Genomic DNA, 18,458 nt, shown 5'->3' on the forward strand with positions numbered 1-18,458 from the left:
CTGTTATGGCGCGCGCCGAAATGAACGCAACTATGAGCACCGTTTGGCGCACGCGCGGCGCCACGGTAGTGGGAGAGGAAGGCTCAGATGAGCGACAGCAAGCATGTGACGTACGAGGACGCCGGCGTCGATACCGCCGAGGGCGGCCGCGCCGTCGACGCGATTAAGCAGATGGTCAAGGATACCAACCGCCCCGAGGTTATCGGCGGTATCGGCGGCTTCGGTGGCCTGTTCTCGGCCGCCGCGCTTAAGGATATGGAAGACCCGATCCTGATCAGCGGTACCGACGGCGTGGGCACCAAGCTCGTGCTCGCCCAGATCATGGACCGTCACGAGACGGTGGGCCAGGACCTGGTCGCTATGTGCGTCAACGATATTCTGGCTTCGGGCGCCGAGCCGCTGTTCTTCCTGGACTACGTTGCCATCGGTCACATCGAGGCCGAGCACATGGCAAAGATCATCAAGGGTGTGGCCGACGGCTGCAAGCTCGCGGGCTGCGCGCTCGTGGGCGGCGAGATGGCCGAGCACCCGGGCGTCATGGCTCCTGCCGACTACGACCTTGCCGGATTTACCGTGGGCGTCGTCGACCGTCCCAAGATGCTCGACCCCGCAAACGTCCGCCCGGGCGATGTGATCCTGGGCCTGCCTTCCACCGGCGTGCACTCCAACGGCTACTCGCTCGTGCGTAAGGTCATTGGCGTCGACGGCGTTAAGCCGGGCACGCCCGAGGCCGTCGCTAAGGCCGAGGAGCTGAGCCGTCCGCTCGAGGAGCTCGGCGGTGCATCGCTGGCAGACGCTCTGTTGGCCCCCACGCGCATCTACGTCAAGCCGATCCTGGAGCTGCTGCGCGGCGGCGCCAACGTGCACGCCATCGCCCACATCACTGGCGGCGGTATTACCGAGAACCTCAACCGTGCGCTCGCCGATGACGTCGACGCCGTGGTCACCCGCAACGGTGCCGAGATGGGTTGGGACGTTCCGCCCGTCATCACCTACGTGTCGCGCCAGGCCGAGCTTGCGCCCAACGAGGCATGCAAGACCTTCAACATGGGCGTCGGCCTGTGTCTGATCGTCGCCCCCGAGGACGAGGCCGCGGTTACCGAGGCACTGGTCGCGCTGGGCGAGAAGCCGTTCCGCGTGGGCGAGTGCGTCGAGGGTTCCGGTAAGGTCGTGTACTCCGATGAGCGCTAACGAGCAGATGGCTGCTGCCGAGGGCCTGGACTTTGTGCCCTATACCCGTCCGACTGGCACCGATACGGCTGAGCCGCTCAAGATCGGTGTGCTCATCAGCGGTTCGGGTACCAACCTGCAAGCGCTGATCGATCTGATTGCCGCCGGCAAGCTCAACGCTTCTATTGAGCTTGTGGTGTCGAGCCGTCCTTCGGCCAAGGGTCTGCAACGTGCAGAGCGTGCGGGCATCCAGACGCTTACGCTGTCCAAGGATGTATATGCCGACCCCATCGCCGCCGACGAGATCATCGCGCACGAGCTGCTCGAGCGCGGCTGCGAGTATGTGGTCATGGCCGGCTACATGCGCATGGTGCATACACCGCTGCTGGCGGCGTTTCCCAACCGCGTGGTCAACTTGCATCCGGCGCTGCTGCCGAGCTTTACCGGTGCGCATGCGATTGACGATGCCTTTGTGCGCGGCGTCAAGGTAACTGGCGTGACCGTGCATTTTGCCAACGAGGTCTACGACAACGGTCCCATCATCGCCCAGCGTGCGCTGGCTGTTGAGGAGGACTGGGATGTCGACACGCTCGAGGAGCACATCCACGCGATTGAGCACGTGCTGTATCCCGAGGTCGTGCAAATGCTCGCCGACGGCCGCGTCCACGTGCTGGAGAGCGGCAAGGTCGCAATTGATGCGCCCCGCGGCTAGCGGCGCACAGTACAATTTAGTTGAGTGGTCAAGGTGGTCATTGGTGCCAAGGCGCGCGTGGCCACCTTTTGTTTTGGGTAGTCATCGGGGACGTTCTTGAATGACTAGGTGAGAGAGGTGAGCGCATGGCGGATAACGAAGCGCTGTTTGCGCCTGAGCTGGTGTTTTTTGATTGGGAGTGTGCGACGCCGGATGAGGTGTTCGCGCGGCTTGAGGGCGAGCTTGTACCGCGTGGCTACATTGCCGACGGTTGGTTCGACGCCGTTCGCACGCGCGAGGATGCCTATCCCACGGGTCTTGCCATGCCGGCGGCAAACATTGCCATTCCGCATACCGATCCGGGGTTTGTGGCCAAGCCCTATATCGCGGTGGTGAAGCCCGCCGCGCCCGTGACATTTAACGCTATGGCTGGCATGGGCGCTCCGGTGCCGGCGCAGATCGTCATCAATCTGGGCATCGCCGAGCCGGGCGGCCAGGTCGAGGCCCTGCAGGCGCTCATGAACATCTTTATGGACGCCGATGCCGCAGCCGACGTGCTCGGCCAGACCACGTCCCAGGGCATGGTCGACGCCATCCGCCGTCACTTCTAAGGTGCCGGCTGCCAGAGCTGTCCCCTTTGCACCAAAATGGTGCAGATTAACCTGTCCCCAATGCACCAAGCGTGCCGCGGGGGCTGCGTTGTGACACAATGGCGTTTGTTCGATTCGTTATGCGAAAGGCCAACTATGGCAAATAAGAAAAAGAACCCCGCACCCGAGCCGACGCCCGAGCAGCAGGCTCGCGCCGCCTCCAGCTCTCGCAAGAAGCAGCGCAAGACCCGCGTGTCCAAGACCGTCAAGATTGTTCTGGTGGTTATCGGCGTGCTGGCAATGTTGCTTTCCGTCTCGGCCATGGCGTGCTCCGGTCTTATGTCGCAGACCGAGGACACCTCGGGCTACAAGCTGACCGGCGGTGTTGCCGCCACCATCAACGGCACCAACCTCACCGAGGACACCGTGACCGAGCAGATCATGAGCATGCGCACGTCCTATGGTTATACCAAGGACAAGGATTGGGCGCAGTACCTGGTCAACAACGACCTTACGCCCAAGAAGTACCGCAAGCAGCTCATCGATTCCTACACGCAGCAGATTCTGCTTCAGCAGGCGCAGAAGGAAAACGGCGTGACGGTGTCGGATGAGGAAGTCGAGAAGGCTTGGAAGGACGCGTGCAAGAGCGCGGGCGGCGCCAAGACCTTTAAGAAGACCCTTAAGACTTACGGCTACACCGAGGACACCTATAAGAGCTCGCTCAAGGAGAGCCTGGCGCAGCAAAAGCTCAAGGAAGCCGTGGCGCCCACCAGCAAGCCCAAGGACAGCGAGATCGTCGATTACATCAACGAGAACCTGTCGAAGTACAACGATGCCCGCCGCTCGTCGAACATCCTGATCAAGGTCGATTCCGACGCATCCGACGAGGACAAGGCTGCCGCCAAGGCCAAGGCGCAGGAGTGCCTGGACAAGATTAACTCCGGCGAGCTGAGCTTCGAAGACGCCGTGAAGCAGTACTCCGACGATACCGGCTCCAAGGATAAGAAGGGCGATGTGGGTTGGGACAAGCTCACCACCTTCGTCGACAGCTATCAGGCGGCGCTCGAAGGCCTTAACAAGGGCGACGTGAGCGACGTCGTCGAGTCGACGTATGGTTACCACATCATCAAGTGCACCGACTACTTCCATGTCGATAGCCAGGTCGATGACATTAAACAGGTGCCCAAGGACATCAAGAAGTATGTCTCCAACGTGGTGAAGACGCAGGCAGAGAGCACTGCGTACAGCGAGTGGCTGGAGCAGTACAAGAAGGATGCCGACATCACCGTCAACCCCATGCCCAAGGACGTGCCGTACAACGTCAGCCTGAAGGGCGTCACCAAGAGTTCGACCGACAATTCGTCGACGACTGAGTAATCATGGGGCGGCGCTCGTGTGAGTGCCGCCCGCACTATTGAGGAGGATTTGCAGATGACCAACGAAGAGCTGCAGAAGGAAATGATCGCCGCCATGAAGGCTAAGGACAAGGTTCGCCTGTCCATCATTCGCCAGGTTAAGGCCGAGGTGAAGAATATCGAGGTCAACGAGCGCCGCGACGTGACCGAGGAAGACGTCAACAGCATGATCAAGCGTCTCATCAAGCAGACGAGCGAGACGCTGGAGATGTCCATCAAGGCCGGCACCGACCAGGACCGTACCGACAACCTGACCGAGCAGGTCAAGATTCTGGAGAGCCTGCTGCCCGCGCAGGTTTCGGGCGAGGAGCTCGAGGCCCTGATTGAGCAAGTTATCGCCGAGCTGGGTGCCACGTCCAAGAAGCAGATGGGCCAGGTCATGGGCGCTCTGGGCAAGGCCACCGGCGGCAACTTCGACAAGCCTGCCGCGGCAAAGATCGTCGGAGCCAAACTCGCGTAATTTGTTACGCGGTTTTACCAAACCGCGTAACGCCTCGACGCTGCAAACCCGTACACGCGGCAATCTGACGTTCAATTTCAAGGGCGCGACCATAAGGTCTGCGCCCTTTCATTTCACGTCACCTTGCTCGCGTGTACGGGTTTTCGCTGACTTATGCTCAACAAGGGCGGTTGGGCGCTCACTGGGGACAGACTTAAATGAGTGCCCAATGAGTGGGTGGAAGATTGCGGGTTCTTTACGGGAATGTAGTGTGGGCTGCGGAAACGTGGTTCTTTCCGTACAATAGTTCAACTCGTGTAAACGCAGGGAAGGGACATTCATGGCAGACATGATCGAGATCAAGCATCTCAACAAGTACTTTGGCGACCTGCATGTGCTCAAAGATATCAACCTCACCGTCAAGCGCGGCGAGAAGCTCGTAATGATCGGGCCTTCCGGCTCGGGTAAGTCGACGCTCATCCGTTGCGTTGATTATCTGGAGGAGCCCACGTCGGGCGAGGTCATCATCGACGGTACGCCGCTTACCAAAAAGAATCACCTGGAGATGGCTCGCAAGTATAGTTCCATGGTGTTTCAGCAGTTCAACCTGTATCCCAACATGACGGTGCTGGGCAACCTGACGCTCGCGCCCATCAAGCTACAAAAGAAGAGCAAGGAGGAGGCGACCGAGATCGCCATCGCCGCGCTCAAGCGCGTCGGCATGGCGCATAAGGCCGGCGAGTATCCGCAGAACCTCTCGGGCGGTCAGCAGCAGCGTATCGCCATCGCCCGCGCCCTGTGCACCAAGCAACCCATCATCCTGTTTGACGAGCCTACCTCGGCACTCGACCCCGAGATGGTCCAGGAGGTTCTGGACGTTATGATTGAGCTCGCGCAGGAGGACATCACCATGATCTGCGTGACGCATGAGATGGGCTTTGCGCGCCAGGTGGCCGACCGCGTCATCTTTATGGAGGACGGCCGCATTCTGGAGGAGGGTACGCCCGAGCACTTCTTCGATAACCCCGAGAACCCGCGCTGCCGCGAGTTCCTGTCCAAGATTCTGCACTAGGCGCGGTGATGGACATGACGGATATGACGAGGGCGGCCGTGTCACGCCGTCACTTTTTGCAGCTGGCGGGCGCCGGCATGCTTGCGCTGACGGGGACCGCGCTTATCGGTTGCGGTAACTCTACCAGCGGCGAGGGCTCCGACAAGGGGTCCAAGCTTGCGGCCATTAAGTCGCGTGGTCATCTGAATGCCGGCGTCAAGAAGGACGTTCCCGGCTATGGCTATTACGACACCGCCAAGGGCCGCTTTGAGGGCATGGAAGTCGATTTGTGCTACCAGATCGCCGCTGCCGTCTTTGGCGTGAGCTACAAGGAGGCCCGCGCCCAGGAGCTTGTCGAGTTTACCGACGTAACGCCCAAGACGCGCGGCCCGCTGATCGATAACGGCCAACTCGACGTGGTCGCGGCGACCTACACCATCACCGACGAGCGCAAGAAGAGCTGGGATTTCTCGACGCCGTACCGCACCGACTACGTTGGACTCATGGTCAAGAAGCGTTCGGGCTTTACCTCGATTGAGGACCTGGACGGCAAGGTCATCGGCGTGAGCCAGGGTGCCACCACGCAGGGCCTGATCGAGCAGATGATCAAGGGCAACGGCTTTAGCTGCAAGCCCGAGTTTAGGGCCTTTAGCGGCTACCCCATCATCAAGAGCTCGCTCGATGCCGGCAATATCGACGTCTTTGCCATGGACCGCTCCACGCTGGCCGGTTACATGAACGAGACCGTTGAGCTGCTGCAGCCCGAGGTCAAGTTTGGCGAGCAGGGCTACGGCGTGGCGACCAAGAAGGGCTGCGACCTTTCGGCCGTGGTCGATCAGGTGATTTGCGATCGTCTGGCCGACGGCTGGCTCGACCAAGAGGTCAAGACCTGGGGTCTTGTATAGGCGCATCGTCCAAGGAAGGAATCAAATGCTCGAAGGATTATTTGACGCCGACCGTTGGTCGACGACATTCCAAAACATGGGGCCCTTCTGGGAGGGCTTTGGTGTGACGCTGCAGGTGGTTGTTGCCGGTCTGTTGCTGTCGCTGGTGCTGGGCACGCTGCTGGGCGTGTTCTCGACCACGCGTTCGCGCGTGCTGCGTGGTATTAGCCGCGTGTACGTGGAGTTTTATCAGAACACCCCGTTGCCCGTGCAGGTGCTCTTTATGTACATGGCCGGCCCACAGTTTTTGCAGGCCATAACCGGCGCCGACCAGCCGGTGCGCATCGCACCGTTTGTGCTGGGCTTTTTGGGTGTGGGCCTGTATCACGCGGCCTACATCTCGGAGGTCATCCGCACCGGTATCGAGGCGGTTCCGCGCGGTCAGATGGAGGCGGCCCAGAGCCAGGGCTTCACCCGTGCCCAGGCGTACTGGTACATCGTGCTGCCCCAGACGTTCAAGATCATTCTGCCGCCGCTGTGTAACCAGGCACTCAACCTGGTCAAGAACACGTCGGTGCTGGCGCTCGTGGCCGGCGGCGACCTTATGTATCGTTCCGACAACTTTGTGAGTCTGTACGGTTACCTGCAGGGATACATCGTCTGCTGCCTTATGTACTTCATCATCTGCTTTCCGCTCGCCATGCTGGTGCAGTGGCTCGAGCGCCGCTCCAAGGAGCGTCCGCGCGGCGTGAGCCTGGCCGAGCTGGGGCTCGACAACGTAGAGGAGGCCTAGCGCATGGAAATCTTCAACGCGACCAACCTGCTCTACATCTGGGGCGGCTTTGTTAAGACCATCGAGATCTCGGCGCTGTCGATCTTTTTCTCGCTCATCTTTGGCACGGTGCTGGCGCTCGTTAAGAGTTATGCGCCCCGCCCGTTCCGTATTTTGGTGAGCGTCTATATCGAGCTGTTCCGCTGCACGCCGAACCTGCTGTGGATTCTGTTTATCTACTTTACGGTGCAGGGTTTGGACATTGTGATTTCGACCATCGCCTTTACGCTGTTTACCAGCGCTGTTATGGCCGAGATTGTGCGCGGCGGCCTCAACTCGATTCCGCGCGGCCAGTTTGAGGCAGCGCAGAGCCAGGGCTTCGGCTTCTTTGCCACCATGCGCTACATCATTCTGCCGCAGACGTTTAAGACGATCATTCCGGCGCTGTTTAGCCAGTGTACGACCGTCATTAAGGACAGCTCGTATCTTTCGGGCATTAACGTTGCCGAGCTCATGTACACGGCAAATGTCGTGATGGCCCACGCGATCGACCTGTCGCAGGTGCTTATGCTCTACGGTCTGGTGTTTGCGATGTACTTTGTGCTCAACTTTGGTATCTCGCTGCTGGTGAGAGCATATCAGAGGCGAATGGTGGCAGCGTAGCCTGGCTTTCCCTGGTACGCTATCGTGGGAAAAGGCGATAGACAGCCTTTTTCTCATTTGTTAGAAAGGAATCGCGATGAGCGATCTGGAGAACAAGAAGAGTCCTGTGGTCATTACCATCGCGCGCGACTTTGGCGCCGAGGGCCACGAGATTGGTCGCATGCTTGCCGACGAGTTGGGGATTCCGCTGTATGACAACGAGCTGCTGGTACGTGCGTCGCTGCGTGCGGGCGAGTCGCTCGACAAGATGGCTGCCTACGACGAGCGCCTGGCCGTGGAGAACATGGCGTTTCTGCCCGACCGCTACGACGCCCGCTCGTACTCGGACAAGTTGTTCCAAAAGATGAGCCAGGTGATTTTGGATCTGGGCGAGACCGAGAGCTGCATTATCGAAGGCCGCCTGTCCGATTACCTGCTGCGCAACAATCCCAACCACATTGCCGTGTTGGTGACCGCACCCTTTGAGGACCGCGTCGAGATAGTGCGCAAGAAGCGCGGCCTTAACAAAAAGAAGGGCGCCAAGCTGGTCAAGCAGCAGCAGAAGGCGCGCGAGGCGTTCTATAAGCGCTACAGTGCCGGAAAGTGGAAGATGACGAGCGGCAAGGACATCGTCGTCAACCGCGCCAAGCTGGGCCGCGAGGGTTGCAAGGACGTCATCGCCGCAGCCTACCGCTACAAAGTCGCCCAGCTCGAAGGCTAACCGACCAAAACCACCACAAAGGGCAGGCACCTTTGTGGTGGTTTTTGTTTTAGGCGGAGGGGAAGGCCTTGGCGGCAGTGCCTATCCTCGGCTTTTGCAAATCTCGATCTGTAACACCAAGCCAGCGAAAATGGCTCTAACTGTTACAGATTTAGATGAACCGTTCGGCCGTCAGCCCAACGTCTTGATCTGTAACACCAGGCGGCATATTTGGTCTCTAACTGTTACAGATTGAGATGCAGCGTGGGCGGCCGGCACAATATCTCGATCTGTAACAACTACAAGGCTCAACAGGGCCTAACTGTTACAGATTGAGATAAAACGACCGGGCAAGTCCCCAACCACCACAAAGGTGCCTGTCCCCTTTGTGGTGGTTGGGGTGGTCGGCATAGAAAAAGTCCCCGCCGGGCGTGTGCTCGACGGGGACTTTGCCGTTTGGTGGCTAGCACTGCAGGTGATTACTCGCCCAGCAGGCTCTTGGTGATGGAAGCGGCGGCCTTCTTGCCGGCGCCCATCGCCAGAATGACCGTAGCGGCACCGGTGACGATGTCGCCGCCGGCCCAGATGCGGGGATCGGTGGTCTGGCCGGTCTCCTCGTCGGCGACGATGTAGCCCCACTTGTTGAGCTCCATCTTGCCGCCGATCTTCTTTGCGAAGGGGTTGGCGTTGGTGCCGATAGCCGAGATCGCGACGTCGCAGGGGATCTCCTCGATGGCGCCCTCGATGGGCACCGGGCGACGACGGCCGGACTCGTCAGGCTCGCCGAGCTCCATCTTCTGGACCTTGACGGCGCACACGGAGCCGTCCTCGCCAGCGACAAACTCGAGCGGGGAGACGAGCGGCAGAACCTCGACGCCCTCGGCCTTAGCATGGTGCAGCTCGGCGCGACGGCAGGGCATCTCGTCCTCGGTACGACGGTAGGCGATGATGGCGTGCTCGGCGCCCAGGCGCTTGGCGGTACGGACGGCGTCCATGGCCACGTTGCCGCCGCCAAAGACAACGACGTTCTTGCCGTGCTTGGTGGGGGTGTCGTACTCGGGGAACTTGTTGGCCTTCATCAGGTTCACGCGGGTGAGGTACTCGTTCGCGAAGAAGACGTTGGGCAGGTTCTCGCCGGGGACGTTGAGGAACTTGGGCAGGCCAGCGCCGGTCGCCACGTAGATGGCGTCGAAGCCCTGCTCGAACAGCTCCTCGGCCGTGGCCATGTTGCCCACGACGGAGTTGTACTCAAACTTGACGCCCATGTCCTCCAAGCCGTCGATCTCGCGCTTGACGACTGCCTTGGGCAGGCGGAACTCGGGGATGCCGTAGACCAGCACGCCGCCGCCGGTGAAGAAGGCCTCGAAGACGGTAACGTCAAAGCCGTTACGGGCGAGCTCGCCGGCGCAGGTGATGCCGGACGGGCCGGAGCCGACGACGGCGACCTTCTTGCCGTTCTTGGGGGCCATCTTGGGCGTGGAAGCGAGCTCGGGGCGGTCACCCAGGAAGCGCTCGAGCTGGCCGATGGCCACGGGCTCGGACTTCTTACCGCGGATGCACTTGCCCTCGCACTGGTTCTCCTGCGGGCAGACGCGGCCGCAGATGGCGGGAAGCATGGAGTCCTCGCGGATGGTATCGAGAGCGCCGCCGAAGTCCTTCGCGCGGATCTGCTCGATAAAGCGGGGGATGTTGATGTTGACGGGGCAGCCCTCAACACAGAACGGCTTCTTGCAGTTGAGGCAGCGCTCGGCCTCGGCCAGCGCCATCTCCTCGGTGAAGCCCTTGTCGACGGGGCGGAAGTCGCAGGCGCGCTCGGCAGCCGGCTCCTCGTTATCGGGGGTGCGGGGCGACTTCATATCGGCAACGAAACGACCGTTAACTAGTGGCATGCGCAGCTCTTTTCCTCATAGGCCTTGAGGGACTCGCCCTCTTCGGAACGGTAAGCGGCCTGGCGGGCACGAAGGTCATCCCAGTCGACCAGGGTGGCATCGAAGTCGGGGCCGTCGACGCAAGCGAACTTGGTCGCGCCGCCCACCTCGACGCGGCAGCAGCCGCACATGCCGGTGCCGTCAACCATGATGGGGTTGAGGGACGCGGTGATGGGGGTGTCGTACTTCTGGGCGGTGAGGGTCGAGAACTTCATCATCGGAACGGGGCCGACGCAGAAGACCTGGCTCACGGCCTTGTCCTGCAGCAGGCGCTCCAGCGGAGCGGTGACAACGCCCTGCTCGCCGTAGGAACCGTCATCGGTGGTGATGTGGATGTGGTCCTCGTCGAGGAGCTCGCGGAACTGGTCCTCCATGAGCAGGAGGTCCTTGGTGCGGGCGCCCATGATGGCGTGGACCTCGTGACCGGTCTCGACCAGGTGCTTGGCGACCGGGAAGGCAATTGCCAGGCCGACGCCGCCGCCAATGACGGCGCAGGGGCCCTCGGCCATCTCGGTGGGAACGCCCAGCGGACCCACGACGTCGCGCAGCGACTCGCCGGCCTCGTAGGTGGACAGCATCTCGGTGGTCTTGCCGATCACCATGAAGATGAACTCGACCCAGCCCTCGTCACCGTTCCAGCCGGCCAGGGTAAACGGGACGCGCTCGCCCGTCTCGTTGGCGCGAACCATGAGGAACTGTCCAGCGTGCGCATGCTTGGCGATTGCGGGCGCCTCGATGCGGAACTTGAACACCTTCTCCGAGAACTGCGTCTTCTCCAGGATCTTATACATAGAACCCCTCTCTTGTTAGGGCTGCCGAACCGTGCCTCCACGGAAATGGGCGGTAGCCCGAATAAAACCGTACGCGCACAGGCGTTGTGCAGACATACGGTGCAAATTATACCCTCATGGACATGCCGTTTACGTGTATCTTCGGCAGGTGGGAAAAGGGTTTATCCACTTCGGCCTACCAAAGGGGGAGAGGTTTATTTTGGCAGGTTTTATCAGGCAAAACGGCAAAGGGGGCCGGCCCGCGCATTGGTGAGGCCGGCCCCCTTTGGGGTGCTATGTGTGCATGGCGGCGCACGGTTTATTGCGATGCCGCAACTGGGGCGTTTCCGCAGGTAAAACCTGCCAAAATAAACCTGTCCCTAAATGGTAGGTTTTAGTGCTTGCCGTTGGCGGAGGCGGCGCCGTTGACGTGGTCGCGGGCGTAGATTACGCCGTGCACGATGGCCAGACCGGCGGCGTCGGCGGCGCGGGCGCAGGTGTCCTGGAAGTTCTCGGCCTCGCGGGCGCGCAGCTGCTTGAGCACATAGTCTGCCACGGCCATCTTGCCGGGAGGGTTGCCGATGCCGGTGCGGATACGGCTAAAGTCGCGGCTGCCCATCTTGTCGATGATGGAGCGCAGGCCGTTGTGGCCGGCGTGGCCACCGCCCACCTTGACGCGCACGTCACCGGCGGGAATGTCAAGCTCGTCGTGGATGACGAGCAGCTCCTCGGCCTTGATCTTGTACTCGCGGCAGAGCTTGGAGATGGGTCCGCCCGAGGTATTCATATACGACTGCGGCTTGACCAGCACGATCTGGCGCTTGCCACCCTCTTCCTCGGGATCGTTGATGTTGATGAGCGCGACCTCGGCGCCTGCCTGGTTTTTCCAGTAGGTGACACCGGCCTGACGGGCCAACTCGTCGATTGCTTTGAAGCCAGCGTTGTGGCGGGTCTCGGCATACTCATCGCCAGGGTTGCCAAGTCCGGCAACCATGCGAATCTTAAGCGGCTGTGCAGCTGCCATAGGCTTCCTTTCGTTACATAAGAAGTTCGTTCAACGACAAAGGCTACCACGCCCGCCGAAGGCGAGGAAAGGGCACGGCAAAGTCATTTCAGAAAACAGCTGCCCCGAGACAGCAGGAAGCCCGGTAGGCCGGGAGGGGTTATCTAAGCCGACATCCCGCAGCCGCGAAGCGGCGAGGACGTCGGCGTGATAACCCCGCAGGCCTACCGGGCTTCCGGTGGGATGCGAGGGTCAAGCGACTACAGCGCGAAGTCGCCGCCGACGAGCGTGGAGACGGGCTCCTCGTGGTAAACGGCGGAGATGGCCTGAGCGAACTCCTCGGCGACCGAGATAGTCTTGATCTTGCCGCCGACCTCGACGGGGATGGCGTCGGTGACGACGCACTCGACGATGGGGGCATCGTTCAGGCGCTCGATGGCCGGACCGGAGAAGATGCCGTGGGTGGCGCAGACGTAGATGTCGCCGGCGCCCATAGCCTTGAGCTCCTTGACGTTGGCGCACAGGGTGCCAGCGGTGTCGATCATGTCGTCGTTGATGATGCAGGTCTTGCCCTTGATGTCACCGATGATGCCCATGACCTCGGCGGCGTTGTGGCGCGGACGGCCCTTGTGGGCGATGGCCAGGTCGCAGCCGAGCATGTCGGACAGCTTCTTGGCGGCCTTGGCGCGACCCACGTCGGGGGAGACGACAACCAGGTTGTCGGTGTCGAAGTGCATGTCGTTGTAGTACTGGCCAAACAGCGGCAGTGCGGACAGGTGGTTAACCGGGATATCGAAGAAGCCCTGGATCTGGCCCTGGTGCAGGTCGAGGGTGATGATGCGGTTGACGCCGGCACGCTCGAGCAGGTTGGCGACGAGGCGGGCGGTGATGGGCTCGCGCGGGCCGGCCTTGCGGTCCTGGCGGGCATAGCCGTAGTGGGTGATAACGGCGGTGATGGAGCGGGCGGATGCGCGCTTGGCAGCGTCGGTGGCGATGAGCAGCTCCATGAGCATGTCGTTGACGTTGCCGCCGGCCACGGACTGAATCAGGAAGACGTCGGCGCCGCGGACGGTCTCGTCGTAGCGGGCGTAAATCTCACCATTGGCGAACTGCTTTAGCGTAAGGCCCGAAAGCTCGACCCCAAGGTACTCAGCAATCTTCTGAGCGAGGGGACGGTTGGAGGAACCGGAATACACGCGGATGGACTTGCGCATATTCTCCGACTTCTCGGGATCATTAATCGGCATTACCCTTCTCCTTTATACATCGAATGCCATATAGATGCCTTGTTGCATTGTAACCGCGCGGCGGGGTTTATCGGGTCCTGATAACGTCTTTACCGCCAACGGACACGAACCGACCACTCATCCGGTTGCGCAGGTCACGATAGAAAAAGGAGCCGCCCCCATGGAGCAGCTCCTTTTGTGCTTGGTAAAACGTTATACCTCGTCGTCCTCGTGCAGGCGGCGGCGGTAATCGGCGGCCCAGCCCTCAATATTTACCTGACGGGCGCGGCCCAGACCGAGCGCGTCTGCCGGGACCGGCTCGGTGATGACGGAGCCAGCGGCCACGAGCGCGCCGTCGCCGATCTGGGCGGGCGCGACCATCATGGTGTCGGAGCCAATGAAGGCGTCCTTGCCGATGACGGTCTTGTGCTTGTGCACGCCATCGTAGTTGCAGGTGATGGAGCCCGCGCCCACGTTGACGCCGGAGCCCATGGTGGTGTCGCCGATGTAGGACAGGTGCGGCACCTTTGAGCCCTCGCCGATCGTGGACTTCTTGATCTCCACGTGCGTGCCGGCCTTGGAGCCGTCGAGCATGTGGGTGCCCGGGCGCAGGTAAGCGCGCGGGCCGCAGTCGACGCCGTTCTCGATGACGGCCTCGATGGCGATGGTCTCATCGATGGTGCAGCCGCTGCCGACAGTGGTGTCGGTGAGGCGGCTGTTGGGGCCAAGCTGGCACTCCTCGCCCACGGTGACGTGGCCGATCAGGTGCGTCTGCGGCCATACGACGGTGTCGCGGCCGATGGTAGCGTCGGGGCCGATCCAAGCCTGCGTGGGGTCGATGAACGTGACGCCCTCGGCCATCCAGTGCTCGTTGATGCGGTCGCGCGCGATGGCGGTGAGCTGCGCGAGCTGGATACGGCTGTTGACGCCCAGACCGTCGCGGTAGTCGTCGCAGTGGAAGATGGAGACAGCCTGGCCGTGGCCTTTGAGGATCTCGAGCATGTCGGGCAGGTAGTACTCGGATTGCGCGTTGTCGTTGCCGATCTCGTTAATGTGGGCGGCGAGCTGCGCGCCGTCAAAGGCGTAGCAGCCGGCGTTGCACTCCAGCAGCGTGGCGGCCTGCTCGGGCGTGCAGTCCTTCTGCTCGATGATGCGCTCGATCTGACCATCGGCGCCCAGCTTGATGCGGCCGTAGCCAAAAGGATCGGGCGGGGTCATGGTCATGACGGTGCAGGCGAGCTCGCCGGTGGCGACGGTTTGCGCGAACTTGGCGACGGTGTCGGCGGTGATGAGCGGCAGGTCGCCGTTGAGCACCACGACGGGGCCTTGCGTGATGCCACAGGCCTCGAGCGCGACCTTCACGGCGTGACCGGTGCCCAGACGCTCGGTCTGCTCGACGCACTCGACCTTGGTGGCGCTGTTGGCGTAGGCGCCGTCGATGAGGGCGCGCATCTCGTCGGCGTGGCTGCCGATGACAACCACGACGCGGCTGCAGCCGGCCTTGATGGTAGCGTCGACGATCCACTGGACCATGGGCTTACCCAGGATCTTGTGCGAAACCTTGCAGTGGTTCGACTTCATGCGGGTGCCCTCGCCGGCAGCGAGGATAATTGCGGTTGCGTCCATGTGATCTCCTGTTACGTTATAGAGACGTGTGTTTGGAAACGATACACGGCGCAATATGATACCGCAGGCATATGACGAGCGCGTAACGATTGGTTTGCGGCGGTTGAGGCTTGCGCCGCCGGCGTGGCGTTTGCACTGCGTACGTGCGGCGTTGGCGGTGCTGCGGAGCTGTTGTTTGAGCGAGGGGACGGGGGTGCCCGTGGACAACATACGAGAGGAGTTTGGCGGCGAGCCCGTCGCGGCATTCTCGATGTCGCATCCGGCTGTGCCGGCACTCTATATAGTGCTGACGCTGGGGCTCACTATGTTCTCGATGCAGCCGGTACTGATTGCGCTGTCACTTGCGGGCGGGCTGGCGTATGGATTTGCGACGCGTGGGGCTGCCCGCACGCTGGGCGCACTCCGCTGGCAGCTGCCGGTGATTTTGATCGTCGCGGTGCTCAATCCGCTGTTTAGCGCCTCGGGCTCGACGGAGCTGTTCCGTATTGGCATGCGCGCGGTGTATCTGGAGAGCATGGTATACGGCCTGTGCATGGGCGGGCTGTTTGTGGCGAGCGTGCTGTGGTTTGAGGCGGCGGCGTCGATGCTCGAATACGACAAGGTGCTCGCGCTGCTGGGCAATGCCGCACCGGTGATTGCGCTCATGATCTCGATGTGCATGCGGCTTATCCCGCAGTTTTTGCGCCGCGGTCGTACGGTGCTGGCGGTGCAGGATGCGATTGATGTGCCGGGCCGCGCGCCGGCCGACCCCGTGCGCTCGCGTTTGCGGGCATCGAGTGTGTTGATGGGCTGGGGCATGGAAGATTCGCTGGAGCGCGCGGACGCGATGCGCTCGCGCGGGTGGGGTGCCGCGACGCGTCGTACGACGTATGCGCGGTATCGACTGGGGCGCAGCGACGTTGCCGCGCTGGCCGGGCTCGCACTGTTTGGTGCTGCCGCGGTGGCAGTGGCGTGGACCGCGACGACGCAGTATTCGTTTTATCCGCAGCTCTCGGTGCCGGCGCCGTGGCCGGGCTATGTCGTGTACGCTGCCTGGATGGTGCTGCCTTGCGCGTTTCATGCGATTGATGAGAAGAGGTTTGGCTGATGGCTCGGTTGGATAGGGGCCCGGTGTCGGGCGCGGCGTGCGGCCCGGATATTCCGGCGATTGAGGTGCAGGGCCTTAGTTTTGCCTATCCCGGGGCCGAGGCACCGGTGCTCGAGGGGCTTGATTGGCGTGTTCCCCAAGGTGCATTTGCGCTGCTTGTTGGCGGTACCGGTTCGGGTAAGTCGACGCTGCTGTCGCTGCTCAAGCCCGAGATCGCTCCGGCGGGCGAGCGCACTGGTGATGCGCGCGTGCTGGGCGAGAACGTTGCCGACATGGACGTGCGGGCATCGGCGGAGCGCGTGAGCTATGTGTTCCAGGATCCCGAGAACCAGATCGTGTGCGAAACCGTGTGGCACGAGATGGCGTTTGGCCTGGAAAACTTGGGGCTAGCACGTGATGAGATGCGCCGTCGCGTAGCTGAGACCAGCTATTTCTTTGGTCTGGAGGACTGGCTTCATCGCGATACCGATACGCTTTCGGGCGGCCGCAAGCAGCTGCTGTCGCTTGCCGCCGTCCTGGCGCTGTGTCCGCGTGTGCTGCTACTCGACGAGCCCACGTCTCAGCTCGATCCCGTTGCCGAGAAGAATTTTCTGCACGCGCTGTTTCGTGTGAATCGCGAGCTGGGCTGCACGGTTGTTGTGGCTACGCATCAACCGCGCCCAATGCTCGAGTATGCGACGTGTGCGTACCGGATTGAGGACGGTCGCGTGCGCGAGGTGGCGGATATGGCTTCTTTGGGGCGTCGAGAATCGCTGTTTTCCGACGACATGTTGGGGTGGGGTGCCGTCCGATGTGCAAAAAACGGAGTATTCAGCAGGCGTGAGGACAATTTGGGCTCTCTGGAGCCGCCCGGGGACGTATCGAGCGCGAAAAAAAGTTCGGAATTGGACAAATCGTCCGAATTTGTGGCGCAAACGTCGCTCGAGAACGGCTCAGAAGCCTTCCCGCGCACGGATGGGAGCAGAATACTCCAAAAAATGCACGGCGGGTCGGCTACCACCCTGGCAGGGAGCTGGTTTCGCTACGATCGCGCGGGCGGTTGGGTTCTGCGCGGGCTCGACGTGGCGTTTTCGGCCGGTGCGGTGCATGCGATCGTGGGCGGCAACGGATGCGGTAAGTCGACGATGCTCTCGGTGCTGGCGAAGACCGCCAAGCTGCAGCGCGGTCGCATGGTGCGCGGAGCGGCCTCGGCGGCGCTGCTGCCTCAGAACCCCAAAGCATTGCTGGTTGCCGAGACGGTTCGCGATGAGCTGATGGAATGGGCCTCGACCTGCGGATATGACGAGAACTTGGCGCGGGAGCGTGCGGCGAGCTTGGGGCTGTCGGGTCTGGATGGGCGCCATCCGTACGATCTTTCGGGCGGGCAGCGTCAACTGCTTGCATTGGCAAAACTGCTGCTAATCGGCCCCGAACTGCTATTGCTCGATGAGCCCACCAAGGGTCTAGACTTGTTCAGCCGCCGCATCATCGCCCGCGCCCTGCGTGACCATGCGAAGGTTGGTGGCACCGTCATCATGGCGACGCACGACCTGGACTTTGCCGAGCAGGTTGCCGATGACATTTCCATGATGTTTGATGGCGAGATCGCCTGCATGGAGCCGCCGACCGACTTCTTTGCCGACAACGTGTTTTATAGGGCGTGATGGGATGGCGGATTATCGCATCGTGCGCCTACTCGCAAAACTGGAGATACCGCTGCTGCTGGCGGTGCCAGCCGTGATGGCTGCGGCGTTGCTGGCGGGCGTTGAACAGGCGGCACTTGCCATGCTTGTCGTGGTGGCGCTGGTGCTCGCGCTGTTCTTTGCGGGTTACGAGGCGTCGCGCCCGGGACTGCGCCAGATTATGCCCACGCTGGTTCTGGCGGCGTTGGCTGCGGCGGGGCGTATTCTGTTTGGCCCCATTCCCGACTTTAAACCGGTGAGCGCCATCGCCATCATCGCAGGGGCGACGCTCGGACGCCGCAACGGCTTTATGGTTGGAGCGCTGGCGGCACTGACCAGTAATTTCTTTTTTGGACAGGGCATGTGGACGCCGTGGCAGATGTATGCCTGGGGGCTGGTTGGCTATGTTGGCGGCGCGCTAGCGTATGCGGGTGCGTTCGACCGCGTCGACGGCACCGTGCGCATGCCAGCACTGCTGGCGTACGGCTTTGCGTCGGGCCTGCTCTATGGCGTCGTGATCAACGCATATGACATCATTGGTTTTGTACAGCCGCTTACTTGGGCGGGTGCCGTGGCGCGTCTTGCCACGGCAGTGCCGTTCGATATTACGCACGGCCTTGCGACCTGCGTGTTTTTGGCCGCCTTGTACAAGCCTTGGTGCCGTCGCATTAACCGTGTCGTCGTGAAATACAGGCTGTAGGGCTGGTTGCGTCGGGGCGGGAATCAATACTGCCGAAGTGTCATTTCAAAACTATGCCGGTTTACGGGGCTAGATTGGCGCAGGCAGACCATGCCGGCTTTTT

General features: G+C 61.7%; 18 protein-coding genes. 13 read left to right on the forward strand and 5 right to left on the reverse strand.

Annotation, left to right across the window (positions count from 1 at the left end; translation table 11 throughout):
* Nucleotides 1-87 precede the first annotated feature (87 nt).
* From purM to DXD48_RS03715, 10 genes are all read left to right on the forward strand, one after another.
* Nucleotides 88-1,191 (forward strand): phosphoribosylformylglycinamidine cyclo-ligase, encoded by a 1,104-nt coding sequence (gene purM, locus DXD48_RS03670; RefSeq protein ID WP_117564039.1) that lies wholly within the window; start codon nt 88-90, stop codon nt 1,189-1,191.
* A complete protein-coding gene (purN, locus tag DXD48_RS03675) occupies nt 1,181-1,882 on the forward strand; it encodes a phosphoribosylglycinamide formyltransferase (protein ID WP_117564040.1) in 702 nt (233 codons plus the stop codon). The genes purM and purN overlap by 11 nt, the downstream gene beginning before the upstream one ends.
* Before the next feature lie 125 nt (nt 1,883-2,007).
* Nucleotides 2,008-2,472: a PTS sugar transporter subunit IIA gene (locus DXD48_RS03680; protein WP_117564041.1), complete on the forward strand. Its 465-nt coding sequence runs from the start codon at nt 2,008-2,010 to the stop codon at nt 2,470-2,472.
* Between the two features lie 135 nt (nt 2,473-2,607).
* Nucleotides 2,608-3,828: a peptidylprolyl isomerase gene (locus tag DXD48_RS03685; protein WP_117564042.1), complete on the forward strand. Its 1,221-nt coding sequence runs from the start codon at nt 2,608-2,610 to the stop codon at nt 3,826-3,828.
* 54 nt (nt 3,829-3,882) lie between these two features.
* Nucleotides 3,883-4,326: a GatB/YqeY domain-containing protein gene (locus DXD48_RS03690; RefSeq protein WP_117564043.1), complete on the forward strand. Its 444-nt coding sequence runs from the start codon at nt 3,883-3,885 to the stop codon at nt 4,324-4,326.
* Between the two features lie 319 nt (nt 4,327-4,645).
* Nucleotides 4,646-5,377, forward strand: coding sequence for an amino acid ABC transporter ATP-binding protein (locus DXD48_RS03695; protein ID WP_055251548.1), 732 nt, complete (start codon nt 4,646-4,648; stop codon nt 5,375-5,377).
* A gap of 8 nt (nt 5,378-5,385) precedes the next feature.
* Nucleotides 5,386-6,261, forward strand: a complete 876-nt coding sequence (locus tag DXD48_RS03700; protein ID WP_117564044.1) for a transporter substrate-binding domain-containing protein — start codon at nt 5,386-5,388, stop codon at nt 6,259-6,261.
* A 25-nt stretch (nt 6,262-6,286) separates the two neighbouring features.
* The gene (locus DXD48_RS03705) at nt 6,287-7,033 is read left to right on the forward strand and encodes an amino acid ABC transporter permease (protein WP_117564045.1); all 747 of its coding nucleotides are present in this window, start codon (nt 6,287-6,289) and stop codon (nt 7,031-7,033) included.
* Nucleotides 7,034-7,036: 3 nt separating this feature from the next.
* Complete coding sequence (locus DXD48_RS03710) at nt 7,037-7,675, forward strand: amino acid ABC transporter permease (RefSeq protein WP_117564046.1); 639 nt, start codon at nt 7,037-7,039, stop codon at nt 7,673-7,675.
* 76 nt (nt 7,676-7,751) lie between these two features.
* Nucleotides 7,752-8,375 (forward strand): AAA family ATPase, encoded by a 624-nt coding sequence (locus DXD48_RS03715; RefSeq protein ID WP_117564047.1) that lies wholly within the window; start codon nt 7,752-7,754, stop codon nt 8,373-8,375.
* A gap of 458 nt (nt 8,376-8,833) precedes the next feature.
* Here DXD48_RS03715 and gltA read toward each other — a convergent pair whose 3' ends face one another.
* The 5 genes from gltA to glmU form a co-directional block, all read right to left on the reverse strand.
* Nucleotides 8,834-10,243 carry an NADPH-dependent glutamate synthase gene (gene gltA, locus DXD48_RS03720; protein WP_022094914.1) on the reverse strand — a complete coding sequence of 470 codons (1,410 nt, stop codon included), beginning with the start codon at nt 10,241-10,243 and terminating at the stop codon, nt 8,834-8,836.
* Nucleotides 10,234-11,073 (reverse strand): sulfide/dihydroorotate dehydrogenase-like FAD/NAD-binding protein, encoded by an 840-nt coding sequence (locus DXD48_RS03725; protein WP_117564048.1) that lies wholly within the window; start codon nt 11,071-11,073, stop codon nt 10,234-10,236. The genes gltA and DXD48_RS03725 overlap by 10 nt, the downstream gene beginning before the upstream one ends.
* A gap of 373 nt (nt 11,074-11,446) precedes the next feature.
* On the reverse strand, nt 11,447-12,076 hold the full coding sequence (pth, locus tag DXD48_RS03730) for an aminoacyl-tRNA hydrolase (RefSeq protein ID WP_199407887.1): 630 nt from the start codon (nt 12,074-12,076) through the stop codon (nt 11,447-11,449).
* Nucleotides 12,077-12,315: 239 nt separating this feature from the next.
* Nucleotides 12,316-13,302, reverse strand: coding sequence for a ribose-phosphate pyrophosphokinase (locus tag DXD48_RS03735; RefSeq protein ID WP_089573682.1), 987 nt, complete (start codon nt 13,300-13,302; stop codon nt 12,316-12,318).
* Between the two features lie 192 nt (nt 13,303-13,494).
* Entirely contained in the window at nt 13,495-14,907 is a 1,413-nt protein-coding gene (glmU, locus tag DXD48_RS03740; RefSeq protein WP_099432438.1) for a bifunctional UDP-N-acetylglucosamine diphosphorylase/glucosamine-1-phosphate N-acetyltransferase GlmU, read from the reverse strand.
* A gap of 199 nt (nt 14,908-15,106) precedes the next feature.
* Between glmU and DXD48_RS03745 the strand changes: the two genes are divergently transcribed.
* From DXD48_RS03745 to DXD48_RS03755, 3 genes are read left to right on the forward strand one after another with little or no spacing between them, the layout of a single operon-like run.
* Nucleotides 15,107-15,994 carry an energy-coupling factor transporter transmembrane component T gene (locus DXD48_RS03745; RefSeq protein ID WP_233506729.1) on the forward strand — a complete coding sequence of 296 codons (888 nt, stop codon included), beginning with the start codon at nt 15,107-15,109 and terminating at the stop codon, nt 15,992-15,994.
* On the forward strand, nt 15,994-17,637 hold the full coding sequence (locus DXD48_RS03750; protein WP_117564049.1) for an ABC transporter ATP-binding protein: 1,644 nt from the start codon (nt 15,994-15,996) through the stop codon (nt 17,635-17,637). The genes DXD48_RS03745 and DXD48_RS03750 overlap by 1 nt, the downstream gene beginning before the upstream one ends.
* 4 nt (nt 17,638-17,641) lie before the next feature.
* Nucleotides 17,642-18,355 (forward strand): DUF6580 family putative transport protein, encoded by a 714-nt coding sequence (locus tag DXD48_RS03755; RefSeq protein WP_117564050.1) that lies wholly within the window; start codon nt 17,642-17,644, stop codon nt 18,353-18,355.
* Nucleotides 18,356-18,458: the final 103 nt, after the last annotated feature.

The sequence above is a fragment of the Collinsella sp. TM05-37 genome, assembly GCF_003436455.1.
Lineage (GTDB): Bacteria > Actinomycetota > Coriobacteriia > Coriobacteriales > Coriobacteriaceae > Collinsella.